The organism is Agrobacterium vaccinii (assembly GCF_021310995.1).
Taxonomy (GTDB): Bacteria; Pseudomonadota; Alphaproteobacteria; order Rhizobiales; family Rhizobiaceae; genus Agrobacterium; species Agrobacterium vaccinii.
The window spans coordinates 2798596-2811795 of record NZ_CP054150.1 but is presented as its reverse complement, the minus strand read 5'-3'; the positions used below and the strand labels follow the sequence as shown (position 1 = coordinate 2811795).

General features: G+C 57.3%; 18 protein-coding genes. 3 read left to right on the top strand and 15 right to left on the bottom strand.

Annotated features, from left to right (window positions below; genetic code table 11):
- Positions 1–27: 27 nt before the first annotated feature.
- The 10 genes from rlmH to rplU form a co-directional block, all read right to left on the bottom strand.
- The gene (gene rlmH / locus HRR99_RS13740) at positions 28–510 is read right to left on the bottom strand and encodes a 23S rRNA (pseudouridine(1915)-N(3))-methyltransferase RlmH (protein WP_233122121.1); all 483 of its coding nucleotides are present in this window, start codon (positions 508–510) and stop codon (positions 28–30) included.
- Positions 511–613: 103 nt separating this feature from the next.
- Positions 614–1057, bottom strand: coding sequence for a ribosome silencing factor (gene rsfS, locus HRR99_RS13735; RefSeq protein ID WP_233123509.1), 444 nt, complete (start codon positions 1055–1057; stop codon positions 614–616).
- 58 nt (positions 1058–1115) lie between these two features.
- On the bottom strand, positions 1116–1727 hold the full coding sequence (locus HRR99_RS13730) for a nicotinate-nucleotide adenylyltransferase (RefSeq protein WP_233123508.1): 612 nt from the start codon (positions 1725–1727) through the stop codon (positions 1116–1118).
- Positions 1728–1769: 42 nt separating this feature from the next.
- Positions 1770–3056: a glutamate-5-semialdehyde dehydrogenase gene (locus HRR99_RS13725; RefSeq protein ID WP_233122120.1), complete on the bottom strand. Its 1287-nt coding sequence runs from the start codon at positions 3054–3056 to the stop codon at positions 1770–1772.
- Entirely contained in the window at positions 3049–4218 is a 1170-nt protein-coding gene (proB, locus tag HRR99_RS13720; RefSeq protein ID WP_233122119.1) for a glutamate 5-kinase, read from the bottom strand. The genes HRR99_RS13725 and proB overlap by 8 nt, the downstream gene beginning before the upstream one ends.
- A complete protein-coding gene (gene obgE / locus HRR99_RS13715; RefSeq protein ID WP_111840448.1) occupies positions 4215–5282 on the bottom strand; it encodes a GTPase ObgE in 1068 nt (355 codons plus the stop codon). Before obgE ends, proB begins: the two co-directional genes overlap by 4 nt.
- Positions 5283–5464: 182 nt before the next feature.
- On the bottom strand, positions 5465–6043 hold the full coding sequence (locus HRR99_RS13710) for a GNAT family N-acetyltransferase (protein ID WP_233122118.1): 579 nt from the start codon (positions 6041–6043) through the stop codon (positions 5465–5467).
- Positions 6040–6672: a GNAT family N-acetyltransferase gene (locus HRR99_RS13705; RefSeq protein ID WP_233122117.1), complete on the bottom strand. Its 633-nt coding sequence runs from the start codon at positions 6670–6672 to the stop codon at positions 6040–6042. Before HRR99_RS13705 ends, HRR99_RS13710 begins: the two co-directional genes overlap by 4 nt.
- Before the next feature lie 129 nt (positions 6673–6801).
- The gene (rpmA, locus tag HRR99_RS13700) at positions 6802–7071 is read right to left on the bottom strand and encodes a 50S ribosomal protein L27 (RefSeq protein WP_111840445.1); all 270 of its coding nucleotides are present in this window, start codon (positions 7069–7071) and stop codon (positions 6802–6804) included.
- Between the two features lie 40 nt (positions 7072–7111).
- The gene (rplU, locus tag HRR99_RS13695) at positions 7112–7426 is read right to left on the bottom strand and encodes a 50S ribosomal protein L21 (protein ID WP_045230876.1); all 315 of its coding nucleotides are present in this window, start codon (positions 7424–7426) and stop codon (positions 7112–7114) included.
- A 326-nt stretch (positions 7427–7752) separates the two neighbouring features.
- Between rplU and HRR99_RS13690 the strand changes: the two genes are divergently transcribed.
- Positions 7753–8193, top strand: coding sequence for a metallopeptidase family protein (locus tag HRR99_RS13690; protein WP_062452937.1), 441 nt, complete (start codon positions 7753–7755; stop codon positions 8191–8193).
- A gap of 27 nt (positions 8194–8220) precedes the next feature.
- On the opposite strand, the gene HRR99_RS13685 is transcribed toward HRR99_RS13690, so the two are convergent.
- Positions 8221–8427, bottom strand: coding sequence for a DUF1737 domain-containing protein (locus HRR99_RS13685; protein WP_112499048.1), 207 nt, complete (start codon positions 8425–8427; stop codon positions 8221–8223).
- On the bottom strand, positions 8424–9335 hold the full coding sequence (locus HRR99_RS13680; RefSeq protein ID WP_233122116.1) for an HpcH/HpaI aldolase/citrate lyase family protein: 912 nt from the start codon (positions 9333–9335) through the stop codon (positions 8424–8426). The genes HRR99_RS13685 and HRR99_RS13680 overlap by 4 nt, the downstream gene beginning before the upstream one ends.
- A 111-nt stretch (positions 9336–9446) precedes the next feature.
- Between HRR99_RS13680 and HRR99_RS13675 the strand changes: the two genes are divergently transcribed.
- Together HRR99_RS13675 and ppa are read left to right on the top strand one after the other, a co-directional pair.
- Entirely contained in the window at positions 9447–9683 is a 237-nt protein-coding gene (locus HRR99_RS13675; RefSeq protein WP_233122115.1) for a hypothetical protein, read from the top strand.
- A gap of 294 nt (positions 9684–9977) precedes the next feature.
- Positions 9978–10511, top strand: a complete 534-nt coding sequence (ppa, locus tag HRR99_RS13670; RefSeq protein ID WP_233122114.1) for an inorganic diphosphatase — start codon at positions 9978–9980, stop codon at positions 10509–10511.
- Between the two features lie 83 nt (positions 10512–10594).
- On the opposite strand, the gene HRR99_RS13665 is transcribed toward ppa, so the two are convergent.
- The 3 genes from HRR99_RS13665 to HRR99_RS13655 form a co-directional block, all read right to left on the bottom strand.
- A complete protein-coding gene (locus HRR99_RS13665; protein WP_111840440.1) occupies positions 10595–10885 on the bottom strand; it encodes a YggT family protein in 291 nt (96 codons plus the stop codon).
- Between the two features lie 204 nt (positions 10886–11089).
- Entirely contained in the window at positions 11090–11581 is a 492-nt protein-coding gene (locus tag HRR99_RS13660) for a tellurite resistance TerB family protein (RefSeq protein ID WP_233122113.1), read from the bottom strand.
- Between the two features lie 18 nt (positions 11582–11599).
- Entirely contained in the window at positions 11600–13198 is a 1599-nt protein-coding gene (locus HRR99_RS13655) for a heme biosynthesis protein HemY (protein WP_233122112.1), read from the bottom strand.
- Positions 13199–13200: the final 2 nt, after the last annotated feature.

The following is a 13200-nucleotide window of genomic DNA, read 5'->3' as shown; positions in this document are numbered from 1 at the left end:
ACTTTCAGCATGTCGAGATGATGGCCGTCATACCCGATGATACGGATGGCCCGACAAAATCGTGACAGCACGGTACATCTGTTCGGCAATCAGTATGCGCACGAGTTGATGCGGCCAAGTGAGTTTGCCAAGGCACAGCACCGCCGATGCCTTGTCGTAAAGGGATGGGTCGAGCCCGTCGGCTCCGCCTATGGCTATCACGAGGTCGCGCTTGCCGCTGTCGCGCATCGTTCCGAAAAGGTCTGCAAAGCCTGGGCTGTCCAATGCCTTGCCCCGCTCATCCAGCAGAATAAGAGCGGCACCGTCGGCCAAATGCTTTTCCAGCATCGCCGCTTCTTCGCGTTTGCGTGTTTCTGCGTTCGAGGCCCTGCTTTCGGCCACTTCGATCACACGTGAGAATTCCAGCCCGATGGCCGGGCCGGTTTTTGCAAAACGGTCGAGATAACGCGATGCAAGGTCTTTCTCAGGGCCGGATTTGAGTCGTCCCACAGCAAAGATTGAAATCCGCATTCACACATCCATCCCTATCGCTAACCTTGTCAGGCGCGCTTCTATCAGGACAGGTAACAGATTTCCATGTGGCCGACAGATGGTGTCGGCCCTGGAAGCTGTATCAGTGAAGCGTTTCTTCCTCGATATCAGGCGCAGCCCACATCTTCTCGATGTTGTAGAAGGCTCTGACCTCGGGACGGAACACGTGAATGATGACATCGCCGGCGTCGATCACGACCCAGTCTCCGGCCTCAAGGCCTTCGACACGGGAATGGCCGAAACCATCATCTTTCATGTCGGAGATCAGGTGTTCGCAGATCGCGGAAACATGCCTGTTCGACCGCCCGGAGACTACGACCATGTAATCTGCAAGCGCCGACTTACCGGCAATGTTCAATGAAACGATGTCTTCTGCCTTGGAGTCCTCGACGCTGGCGAGAACGGTGTCAAGGGCGCGGCGGGCGGCATAATCGCCACTCTCCTGGCCTTTTGGGAGAACGCTGAAAGCTCTTCCCTTGGTGTGTACTGTTGTCAGTGTTTTTCCCTTCCGAAAATGACAAACCAGATACTGTGCAGCGATTCTTTACGCCACAGACTAAAGTTGGCATCAAAGTCTTAACTTTTCAAGATGTGGCATCGGACTGTAGGCTGCATACTTTGTCGTTGCGCAGGGCCGTGGAACTCAACGTGGAGCGAGGGCCGTGGATGAAAACCCAGGCGGGCGCGGTCTTCGTCCATAAAACGCCCGCGTCGTCTTCATCGATCCGGGCGTGGCTGAACGCCTGCGCCATGGTGGATGAGAGGTAGGCCAAGGTGGCGCCGGGCCTGTCGATCACGGCGATGGGGAATGTTTCAGCGATCTTGCGCCACTTCTGCCAGCGATGGAATGTGCGCAGATTGTCTGCCCCCATGATCCAAATGAAGCGGACATGCGGGTTTCGCGCCTTGATCTTGGCCAGCGTATGAGCGGTATAGCTGACGCCGAGAGATTGCTCGAACCCCGTGACCTTGACGCGCGGATCGCTGATCAGCGTTTCACAGGCTTCGATACGGTTCTTTAGCGGCGCGAGATCGGCCTTGTTCTTCAATGGATTACCGGGCGTGACCATCCACCAGAGCTGGTCGAGCCCAAGCCGCCGTAGGGCGATTTCGGCAACAAGTGCGTGGCCCGCATGTGGCGGGTTGAACGACCCGCCGAACAGGCCGATCACCATGCCGCGCTCCGTGTGCGGCATGGTCAGATAGCGCTTGTCCAGACCGGCATTGTCTTCCAATGATTAGGCTCGCGTCTGGCCGGTGCCATGCACACGGTACTTGAAGGACGTGAGCTGCTCGACACCCACCGGGCCGCGCGCATGCATCTTGCCGGTTGCGATACCGATTTCTGCGCCCATGCCGAATTCGCCGCCATCGGCAAACTGTGTCGAGGCATTGTGCAGAAGAATTGCCGAGTCGATCTCGTTGAAGAAGCGCGCAACGACTTCGGCATCTTCGGCAATCACAGCTTCCGTATGGTTGGAAGAGTATGCACCGATATGTGCGATGGCGCCGGAAATGCCGTCCACGACGTTGACCGAAATAATGGCGTCTAGATATTCCGTGCGCCAGTCTTCTTCAGTTGCCGCTTTCACGCCTTCGACGGCTTGCTGCACGATCTCGGAGCCACGCACTTCGCATCCGGCATCGAGCAAAATGCTGACCAATGGTTCCAGATGCGTCGATACGGCAGCGGTATCGACCAGCAGTGTTTCTGCCGAACCGCAAACGCCGGTGCGGCGCATCTTGGCGTTCAGCACGATGCGCTTGGCCATGTCGAGATCAGCAGATTGATCGACATAGACGTGGCAGATGCCTTCCAGATGCGCAAATACGGGAACGCGGGCTTCGGACTGCACGCGAGCGACGAGGCTTTTGCCGCCGCGTGGAACGATCACATCCACCGTGCCGCCCAGACCGCCCAGAAGACTGCCGACTGCCGCGCGATCCGTCACCGGCACGAGTTGAATCGCATGCTCTGGAAGTCCAGCAATCTTCAGACCTTCCACGAGGCAGGCATGGATAGCGCGCGATGAGTATTGCGAATCGGAGCCGCCACGCAGGATCACGGCGTTGCCTGCCTTGAGGCACAAAGCACCTGCATCCGCTGTCACGTTCGGACGGCTTTCATAGATCACGCCGATGACGCCAAGCGGGGTGCGAACACGTTCGATCTTCAGGCCATTGGGACGATCCCAGGCGGCGATTACTTCGCCCACGGGATCGGCGAGCGCCGCGATGGAGCGGATGCCCTCTGCAATGCCTGCAATGCGCGTCTCGTCCAGTTTAAGGCGATCGATGAAAGATGCCGCAACACCCGCTTCCGTCGCTGCCGCCACGTCCTTGGCGTTGGCATTCATAATACGGTCGCGTGACGCTTCGATGGCAGAGGCCATGGCCAGCAGGGCGCGGTTCTTCTGGTCGGCAGAAGCGATGGATAACGGTCGCGAAGCAGCCTTTGCCTGAGCGCCGATGGACATCATCAGCGTTTCCAAATCATGGCTCTGCTTCACGGCCTGTTCAGGCATCGACCTCATCCTTCTTCGTATTGTTTACTTTGACGGACACGCCCGTCATGACGAGATCGTCGCGATGGATCATCGCGGCGCGACCGACATAACCGAGGATCGCCTCGATCTCGTTCGACTTGTGTCCGTTGATCTGCCTTGCCTCTTCGGCGTCGTAACCGGCAAGCCCACGGGCAATTTCGCGCGCCTGTGCGCCCATGATGGCAACCGCATCACCGCGTCCGAAATTGCCTTTCACCAGCGTCACACCGGCGGGTAAGAGGCTTTTCCCGGCGTGAAGCGCCTTTTCGGCACCTGCATCCACATGCAACTCACCGGCAGGCTGAAGCTGCCCGGCAATCCAGGTCTTGCGGGCGGTGACGGGCGTGCCTGACGGCGCAAACCACGAGGAGCGCGCGCCATGTTCAATGGCCGTCAGCGGCTTGAGTGTTTTGCCCGATGCGATGATCATGCCGCAACCGGCTGCTGTCGAAATCTTGCCCGCATCGATCTTGGTGCGCATGCCGCCACGCGACAGTTCCGACGCTGCACCACCGGCCATGGCCTCGATCTCAGGGGTAATCTCCGCAATGGTTTCCAGAAACTGCGCGTCGGGATCGAGATGCGGCGGAGCGGTGTAAAGCCCATCGATATCAGACAGCAGTATCAGAAGGTCTGCGCCCGTCATGGTGGCCACGCGTGCTGCGAGACGGTCATTGTCGCCATAACGGATTTCCGTTGTCGCAACCGTGTCGTTTTCGTTGATGATCGGAATAGCGCCTATCTTCAGCAACTGGTTGATGGTCGCGCGCGCGTTGAGATAACGGCGACGCTCTTCCGTGTCGGACAGCGTCAGCAGAATTTGTCCGGCGACGAAATCGTGCTTCGAGAGGCTTTCCGACCATGCGCGTGCGAGCGCGATCTGGCCAACCGCCGCGGCTGCCTGGCTTTCTTCCAGCTTCAAGGCGCCGGAAGGCAGGCCCAGAACGGTGCGACCCAGCGCAATCGCCCCTGATGATACGACTTGCACGTCCGCGCCATTCTTTTTCAGCGCCGCGATATCTTCGCAGATCGCATCCAGCCAATCGGTCTTGAGGCCGCTTGTGCGGTCAACCAGCAGGGCAGAACCGATCTTGATGACGATGCGGTGATGTTTGCCGAGAGGTTTTCGCGCCGCTGTCATAGGCGGTCGTCTCCATCCTCGATCTCGTCTTCCACTGGCATGGAGCGATCCGGCATGGCAGTGTCGCCGCCACGGCTGTCGGATACGATGATGTCACGAAGCTCGCGGAGGGCTTCCAGCATACCTATATGAGCTGCGGCAGACAGAAGAAGCGGAGGACGGCCACAGGCCTTTTCCAATTCCTTCGCCTTTTTTTTCAGCTCTTTCTCGTCCAATACGTCGATCTGCGAAAGCGCCACGATCTCGGGCTTTTCCGTCAGCCCGCCGCCATAGGCATCAAGCTCTTTCTTGACCGTCTTGTAGGCCTTGCCGACGTTTTCTTCCTGCGCGGAAACGAGGTGGAGCAGAACGCGGGTGCGCTCGACATGGCCGAGGAACCGGTCGCCGATGCCGACACCTTCATGCGCGCCTTCGATCAGACCAGGAATGTCAGCCAGAATGAATTCACGTCCATCGATGGTCGCAACGCCCAGATTGGGGTGCAGCGTCGTGAAGGGATAGTTGGCGATCTTCGGGCGCGCGCGCGTGACCGTGGCCAGAAAGGTGGACTTGCCCGCATTGGGCAGACCGACCAGACCGGCATCGGCAATCAGCTTCAGGCGAAGCCAGATCGTCTTTTCCTCGCCCGCAAGACCGGGATTGGCGTGGGTTGGTGCCTGGTTGGTCGAGGATTTGAAATAGGCATTGCCGAAACCACCATTGCCGCCTGCGGCCAGACGAAAGCGCTGGCCTTCTCTGGTCAGGTCCATGATCAGGGTTTCGTTGTCTTCCTCGAAAATCTGCGTGCCGACGGGTACGCGCAGGACGACGTCGGCACCCTTGGCGCCGGTGCGCGTCTTGCCCATGCCGTGCTGGCCGATGGTGGCCTTGAAGTGCTGCTGGAAGCGGAAGTCGATTAGCGTGTTGAGGCCGTTGACGACCTCGACCCACACGTCACCGCCGCGTCCGCCGTCACCGCCGTCAGGGCCACCGAACTCGATGAATTTTTCACGCCGGAACGACACGGCGCCTGCGCCGCCATCACCGGAGCGAATGTAAACTTTTGCTTCATCGAGAAATTTCATCGTCTTGGCCGTTCTGTCAGCTTCGTGGCAATTCCAGCAATGGCATGCGGTCTTGCTTTTTTAAAAAAAAGGATCTGCCGATCCAAATATAGGCGCAGGCTCTCAAGGTCAAAGATTATCGTGGTGCAAGAGCCGATAGGGCAAGGCCGGTTTGCGCTGAAACCGGCCTTGTTTCGATTTCTTCACGGTCGGGCTGCGTGAAATGCTTCTGCCGTCAGTGCGGTGTCCAGATGCGTGACCATGCTTGCCCGGGCAACAGCGTAGACTTCCTTGCATCCGATGATGTGAAAACCGATCTTGTCTTGCACGCGCAACGAGGCCGGGTTGTCAGCAAACATGCCGGAATAGAGCACTTCGCCGGGCTTGTGCTCGAAGAAATGCTTAACGACCGCCGCCACGGCCTCGGTCATGTAGCCCTTGCCCCAATGGGCGCGACCCAGCCAGTAGCCGAGGCGCCACTCGTCATGAAGCCTTTCGATCGAGACCGCGCCGATCAGAGTGTCATCGCCGCAGGTTATCGCAAAATCCCAGTCCGGCAGAGTGCCGGATGTGCGAAGGATCAACCACTCCAGCGCATCCTGCTTATAATAGGGCGCCGGAGCCCGCGCCAACATGCGCGTGACCTGAAAATCACTGAGCGATTCCGCAATGCTGCCCGCATCCGAAAGGCGCTGCGGGCGCAGCACCAGACGGGTAGTGTTCAATGTCGGGCAGGGGCTTTGCGCAGCCGCTGGAGAGCGCATCGACTGAGCCGTGCTCATCGCACATCTCCCCAACTTCTGAGCGAGACCCATGTCTTGCGATCCAGCCTGTACCATTCAACCGGAACCATGCCGCCAAGCGCCAGCGAACCGACCATGCCGGAACCCTGAAGCTGGAAGCCGCACTTTTGTATGACGCGGCGCGATGCGAGGTTGGTGACGCGGCAACGGGCATCGATCTGGTCGATATCACGGGTCCGAAACGCCATGTCGATCAGGGCATGGGCCGCTTCGGTGGTGTAACCTCTGTTCCAGTAGGGCTCACCCAGCCAGTAGCCCATTTCGAGCGTCTTTTCGTCTTCCTGCGGTTCCAGCCCGCAGCAGCCCATAAACTCGCCGTTCTCCATGCGGGTAATCGCATAGACGCACTTGCCAATCTCGCCCACATTTGCACGTCGCACGAAATCCGTGGCATCTTTGGCCGTGTAAGGGTGCGGCATACGCGACACCATGGTCGCAATGTTGGCGTTGTTGGCAAGATGGGCAAGGGCGTCAATGTCTTCTTCGTGGGGCTTACGCAGAACGAGCCTTTGCGACAATAAGACGGGGCAATCGCTCCTTGACCGGTCCGGTCTCGGACTTTCTTCGGGTGACCGTGATTGGTCTACCCTTAACAATTCAGCTTGCATGGTTCAGTCCCTCCATGAGGTTAAGAAAAAAGGGGAGTTGGGTGGTGCCCCAACTCCCCTTTTTTGTGACTGAACCTGTTACGTCTCAGCCGGGTCATTGGGACACCGGCTGCATATGACGCGACCGGCTTATTCTGCTGCTTCCGCTTTCGGTGCCACAGACACGTATACGCGGCCATTGCCCTTCGTGCGGAAGGCTACATTACCGGCTGTCAGCGCGAAAATCGTGTGGTCCTTGCCGAGGCCGACATTGGCGCCCGGATGCCACTGCGTGCCGCGCTGGCGCAGAATAATGTTGCCTGGAATGACAGCTTCGCCGCCGAACTTCTTTACGCCAAGGCGCTTGGAGTTGGAATCGCGACCGTTACGCGAAGAACCACCAGCTTTTTTATGTGCCATTGGATTGCTCCTTTAAACCTAGTTTCCCGTGTCGCGCCGATTAGGCTGCAACGATGTCCGTGATACGGACGACGGTGTGATGCTGACGATGACCGCGCGTACGCTTGGAGTTCTGACGACGACGCTTCTTGAAGGCGATGACCTTCTTGCCGCGGTTGTGTTCGACAACTTCAGCCTTGACCGTTGCGCCAGCAACGAAAGGTGCGCCGAACTGTGCGTCGGCGCCAACGCCGATCACGAGAACTTCGGTGAATTCTACAGTTGCGCCAGCGTCTGCTTCCAACTTTTCAATTGTGAGCACGTCGTTGGCCGCTACACGGTACTGCTTACCGCCGGTCTTGATGACTGCGAACATTTTTTACCCTTTCATGTTCGTTCCGGCTCTGCGCGCAAATGCGTGCTGGCCGTCTTTTTATCAGTCGAATAGCGGAGATTTAGGAGGTTTGAGGCCTCTTGGAACCCTGCCGGTGAAACCGCTTTTGACAAAGCGATGCAAACAGAAGGCGCAATACGCCATCAATTTGGCTGCGAAATACGCGAGGTCATCGTTTCTGTCAAGATCAAAAGGCCCTGAAAACAAGGCGACGAGCAAGAATCGCCTGTGATTTTAACCCTTGTGGCAAACAGGCCTCGAAATTTTTTCGCCAAGGGTTTATATGGGCGTCACAACAAGGAGCAGAAATGGCCCGCATAGACAAAACCGACGATTGGCGGGACCGCCACGCGCCGACAATTTCAGCGTTTGAATCACTTGCTATCGAGGCATATGGCCATTTGCCGGAAGAGTTTCGTGCGCTGACGAAGGACCTCATCATCGAAATCGCGGATTTTCCGACCGATGAGGTGTTCGAAGACATGGCGCTTGAAACGCCGTTCGACCTGCTCGGCCTGTTCGAAGGGCGCGGCATTTCCGAGCGTTTCACGATGGAAACCGGCGAGATGGTCAACCGCATCACGCTATATCGTCGTCCGATCCTGGATTACTGGGCCGAGAACGAGGAAACGCTGGGCGATATCATCACCCATGTCCTCATCCACGAAATCGGCCATCACTTCGGCTTGTCCGACGACGATATGGAGCGGATCGAAGAAAGCGCAGACGAGGCAGCGACGGATCGCTGATCCGCCGTTGCGCCGCATTTTTGAGCCTTACTGCTCGCCCAGCTTCATATCCGGGTTGTATTCCTTGCCTTCGACCGTTTTCGTGACGGCCTGTCCGCAATGCATGATGCCTGCCGCCGCGTTGAACGCGTAGCTTGGCGAGCCAGCCAGTTCCCAGCCCTTATTGAGGGCTTCGGTAACGCGATGGCAGAACTTTGCATCATCGGGGCCCGTGATAAAACGATAGACCTTCATGTTTCCTGTCCTTTTCTTCGGGCAATGACGTTCATCAGCGCGACCAGTCTCTCAGCCTCGCTGACGTGAAGCCGCTCGATCATTCGCCCATTGTCGTTGATGACATTCAATCCCACAGATTCCGGCTTGGCGAAAGCGGCAATGATCTGTTTCGCATCGGCCAATTCTTCATGCGTCGGTGCAAATGCCCGGTTGGCGGCATCGATCTGGGCCGGGTGGATCAGCATCTTGCCATCGAAGCCCATGGCGCGGCCCTGGTCGCATTCGCTGGCAAATGCGTCCAGATCGCTGAAGTCGTTGGAAACGCTATCGATGACCTCAAGTCCGTAAGCTCTGGCGGCCAGCACGATCTGCATGAGCCAAGGCATCAGTGTATGGCGCCCCGGTTGGGCAGGAACGCGTGTTTCCTTGCGAAGATCGTTGAGGCCGACGATGAAGCCGCCAAGACGAGAGCCTTGGGTGTGTGACGCTTCGGCAATCGCGGCGGCATTCAGGACGCCCTTTGGCGTCTCGATCATCGCCCATATTTTTATGTCCTCGGGCGCATCGGCTTCCGCCAGAACGTCGGCGATATCGTGAATATCGGAGGGGTGATCGACCTTCGGCACCAGCACGGCACTGGGCCTGCATTCCAGAACCGCGACGAGATCAGCACGTCCCGCAGCACTGGAAAGCGGATTGATACGGATGATGGATTCGCGCTCGTTCAACCGTGTCTCTTTGAAGAAAGACAGGAGATTGCGGCGCGCGTCGTCTTTCATGTCAGGTGCAACGGAATCTTCCAGATCGAAAATCACGCCGTCGCAATCCAGATTCGGTACTTTTGCCAATGCGCGTGAATTGATGGACGGCACCGAAAGAAGGGAGCGTCGCGGACGAACAGTATTGTCGAGATAAAAATCGGCCATGCCGTACTTGTGTCAACCTTTTGTGACATTCGCAAGAAGATAGACAGTGTGATTCCTCTTGCAAGCGTTGCAGGGAAGGACCACATTCGTCAGGACAGAAAGGTTTGGACAATGCAGGGCATACGTACATTCTTCATCGCGGCTTCAAGCATCGCAGTTCTGGCGCTTGTCGCACTCTTTACCGCTTCTCTAACGGTCGCTTTTGTAGGCGTACTCGCCGTTATTAGCGTGGTCAGGCTGGCGTCTTCCCGTCTCAAGCAAGAGCCTATTCCGGTCAAGACCCGCAGAGATGAGCAGCAGACCATGCGCGTCTGGAACGATGGTCGCGGTACAATCATTGATCTCTGATTCCGAAGACCGGTTCAAAGTCTCTAAGTAAGCAGGAGCGACGGGCATTCCGAGGCTTCTTCTTGCATTGCAGGCGTCTCACCTGTGCTGCGTACGTCGAATGACGTTTTCTGAAAAGTCCATGGCACTATATTGTTGCCCACGCCTCTGATCGCTTATTTGCGCGACAAATCACTGCAATTGAACCTGTATTTGCTTCGATGAGTTTGCGTCGAATGGGCGATGTTGTGTTGCAAAGCGGTCGTTTTCCCAGTATCGACATGCCAGTTAAACCCACCTAATCGAGGGAAGCGAATGCGTATCGATGCAATTTCTATCGGCAAGAACCCGCCGGATGACATCAATGTGATTGTGGAAGTGCCGGTCGGCGGACACCCGATCAAGTACGAAATGGACAAGGATGCGGGCGCTCTCGTCGTTGACCGTTTCCTCTACACCCCGATGACCTATCCGGGCAACTACGGCTTCGTGCCCCATACACTGTCGGAAGATGGCGATCCTATCGATGTGCTGATCTGCAACACGCGTCCGCTCGTTCCAGGCTGCGTTATCAACGTGCGCCCGATCGGCGTCATGATCATGGAAGACGATGGCGGCAAGGACGAGAAAATTCTCGCGGTTCCCGCGCCGAAGCTGACACAGCGCTACGACAAGGTGCAGAACTATACCGACCTGCCAGAAATTACGCTGAAGCAGATCGAGCATTTCTTCGAGCACTACAAGGATCTGGAGCCCGGCAAATGGGTGAAGATGGGCGGCTGGCAGAACGTGGACGTTGCCAAAAAGCTGATCGTCGAAGCCATCGAGCGCTACAAGGCTCAGGCCTGATATTTAGATCAAGCTTGATCGAATGATTGAAAACCTCCGGGTCGTCGCCGATCCGGAGGTTTTTTTGTGTCTGAGACTAAGGTTCAGGCAACCAACGGGTAAATGGTGTTCCACATCAAGGAGCGAATGAAGAAGATGAGGAGCAACAGGATGATGGGCGAAATATCGATGCCACCGAGGTTGGGAAGAACGCGGCGAATGGGACGCAGCGCTGGCTCCGTGACATTGTAAAGGAAGCTGCCAATCGAGCCGACGAACTGGTTCGAAGAATTGATGACGTTGAAGGCGTAGAGCCAAGAGAAGAGAGCGCTGGCAATCAGCACCCATGTATAGAGGTTCAGGGCCAGATCTATTGTCTGAAACAGGGCAAGCATCAATGTCTCCAATCGTTGTTGAGTGACATTTAGACATTCGCAGATCAACCGGCAAGTGGAAGCGCCAATGTGCCCGTCGCGCTTGGTTAACCGGCCTCTTTCATGAGGAGCTTTGAGAGCGGCAAGGCTTTACCCGGCACGACCACACCACCGCCATAAAACTCAGGAAATTGTTGCCAAGACCGACGCCAGCAAGATTTGGTGTCAAACCGCGTCTTTGTGACTTTCGTTATCCTCGGAAATGTTCACATGGGTTGCAGCCTGTTGGCGTTGCAACACCCTGTCGCGGACAGATACGCCGAGCAGGTCGGCAACGCGCCAGATCACGTGATCTTCCATTTCGTTGCGCTCTCCGTCGGCATAGACGATGTCCCAGAGGATGCCGATCAGTTCGATGCGCTTTTCTTCGTCGAGGTGGCGGCGGATGTCTGCTGTGAAGCGGTAATAATCAACCGCTTCTCTGCCAGCCTCGCGACCAGCGTCCATCAAGGCTTCCAGTTTGTTGGAGGAGAGCTGATAGTGCTCCTGAAGGAGTTCACGCAGGCGTTTACGCTCGACGTCGGAAACGGTGCCATCGGCCTCCATGACCTGAAAACAGAGAGCGGCGATCGCGACCCTCAGATCGTCGGGTGCGAAATCCTGTTGCGATCCGCCTTGGGTCAGGTTTTGGAAAAAGGACTGAATGCGATCGAACATGATTTTCCTTGAAATCGATCAAAACAATTTGAGGCGGGTCTTCTCATCCGGCTCGGCATTAGGCTTTTTCACGCCAGGATCGTCCGGCAAACCACCGAAAAAAGGTACCGGTTCAGGCCGCTTTTCAGCGTTGGGCTTTGGTTCTTCTTTTCTCAGTGCGGGCGGCTTTTCAACAATTGCCGTCTTGATAGGTTCAGCGACGACGACAGGCTCAGGTGGCTTTACCGGCACTGGTATCTCGATGATCCGCTCGCGCACTTCGGGCTCGGTGATTTCCGGCAGGGATGACAGCGCGTGGTCAACGGTCACACCTTCAACCGGGCTTTCCATCTGGCCGAACGGCGTCTTCCACTCGAATGCATCTAGGCGTCCGTTAACTGGAGAGATGGGGAGCCATTTCTCCGAGACGACGCCATCCGCCACCCAGGCGTAGTCACGCGGTGCGCGCAATGCCTGGGACATCCAATGGCGTATACGACCCTGATCGCCCGTTTCTGCCTCTTCGATGTCGGCCATCAGAAGAAAGACGCTTTCGCGCGGCTCCATTCGGGCGGCGGCTTCCGCCTTCATCCGGGCCCGTGTGAAGTCGCCAGCGTCGAGGGCGGCCTGCGCGACGGCAAACAGTGACTCGACGTTGTTGGGCTTCAGGCTTTCCAGCCGTTCCGCACGCTTCAGGCGATCAACGGCGGTATCGCCGCTGCGTGCCCGCACGTAAACCTGCGCAATCTGCGGATGGGGCGCAATTTTCCAGACGGGTTCCAGAACCGCTGCCGCCTTGCGCAGGTTGTCCTCGCGCAGGTAAGACTTTGCGGCAACGAGCGCAGCGGGCACCAGCGCCTTCGACAGCTTAAGTGCCTGTTTGGCGTCTTCGCGTGCGGCCTTCGGGTCGCTCTCGAATTTCTCTTCCGCCTTTGCCGTCAGGAGTACGGCCTTGAGACGTTCCGCCTCGCCACGCTCGATGACACTTGCGGCCTTTTGCTGATCTAGCAAACGGATGGCATCATCCCACTCTCCATTGCGGGACTTGCTTTCCAAAGTCGCCTGCGCGGCCCATGGCAGATAAGGTGCATTCTTGGCTGCATCCTCAGCGTATTCGAGGGCGGCTTCATTTGCACCTTGGCGACGGGCTTCCATATAGAGGCCTCGAAGACCAAGCTCGCGCGTCTCGGGGTCCTGTGCCATCGCCTCGAATTTGCGACGCGCGGCGTCATATTTGCCCTCGATGAGGTCTGCCTGCGCTTCCAACAAGTGAATGAGTGGTTCCTGATCAGCGCTCAGCAGGCCTTGCGTGCGCGCCGTCATCTTGCGAGCGAGCAGGGCGTTGCCGGCTCCGGCAGCAATGAGGCCGGTCGAGAGCGCCTGATAGCCACGGTCGCGCTTGCGAGAGCGGAAGTAACGACGCACGACGTGTGGAGAATTCCACAGGGTATTGAAAATCCACCAGACGATCATGACCGCGGCAATCAACGCTGCGACGGCGCAGGCTGCTGTCATGAGGCTCATTTCGATCAACTGGCCCTGCCAGACCAGGGAGAGTTCCCCCGGGCGGTCTGCAAGCCAGGAAAAGCCATAGGCAACGACAAGTATGAAGACGACGAAGCTGATGATCTTGGTCATAT

Coding starts and splice junctions, on each gene's coding strand:
- rlmH (WP_233122121.1), bottom strand. CDS start 510: ATGCGGATTTCAATCTTTGCTGTGGGACGACTCAAATCCGGCCCTGAG.
- HRR99_RS13730 (WP_233123508.1), bottom strand. CDS start 1,727: ATGCCGCACACGGAGCGCGGCATGGTGATCGGCCTGTTCGGCGGGTCG.
- HRR99_RS13725 (WP_233122120.1), bottom strand. CDS start 3,056: ATGCCTGAACAGGCCGTGAAGCAGAGCCATGATTTGGAAACGCTGATG.
- proB (WP_233122119.1), bottom strand. CDS start 4,218: ATGACAGCGGCGCGAAAACCTCTCGGCAAACATCACCGCATCGTCATC.
- obgE (WP_111840448.1), bottom strand. CDS start 5,282: ATGAAATTTCTCGATGAAGCAAAAGTTTACATTCGCTCCGGTGATGGC.
- HRR99_RS13710 (WP_233122118.1), bottom strand. CDS start 6,043: ATGAGCACGGCTCAGTCGATGCGCTCTCCAGCGGCTGCGCAAAGCCCC.
- HRR99_RS13705 (WP_233122117.1), bottom strand. CDS start 6,672: ATGCAAGCTGAATTGTTAAGGGTAGACCAATCACGGTCACCCGAAGAA.
- rpmA (WP_111840445.1), bottom strand. CDS start 7,071: ATGGCACATAAAAAAGCTGGTGGTTCTTCGCGTAACGGTCGCGATTCC.
- rplU (WP_045230876.1), bottom strand. CDS start 7,426: ATGTTCGCAGTCATCAAGACCGGCGGTAAGCAGTACCGTGTAGCGGCC.
- HRR99_RS13690 (WP_062452937.1), top strand. CDS start 7,753: ATGGCCCGCATAGACAAAACCGACGATTGGCGGGACCGCCACGCGCCG.
- HRR99_RS13685 (WP_112499048.1), bottom strand. CDS start 8,427: ATGAAGGTCTATCGTTTTATCACGGGCCCCGATGATGCAAAGTTCTGC.
- HRR99_RS13680 (WP_233122116.1), bottom strand. CDS start 9,335: ATGGCCGATTTTTATCTCGACAATACTGTTCGTCCGCGACGCTCCCTT.
- HRR99_RS13675 (WP_233122115.1), top strand. CDS start 9,447: ATGCAGGGCATACGTACATTCTTCATCGCGGCTTCAAGCATCGCAGTT.
- ppa (WP_233122114.1), top strand. CDS start 9,978: ATGCGTATCGATGCAATTTCTATCGGCAAGAACCCGCCGGATGACATC.
- HRR99_RS13665 (WP_111840440.1), bottom strand. CDS start 10,885: ATGCTTGCCCTGTTTCAGACAATAGATCTGGCCCTGAACCTCTATACA.
- HRR99_RS13660 (WP_233122113.1), bottom strand. CDS start 11,581: ATGTTCGATCGCATTCAGTCCTTTTTCCAAAACCTGACCCAAGGCGGA.
- HRR99_RS13655 (WP_233122112.1), bottom strand. CDS start 13,198: ATGACCAAGATCATCAGCTTCGTCGTCTTCATACTTGTCGTTGCCTAT.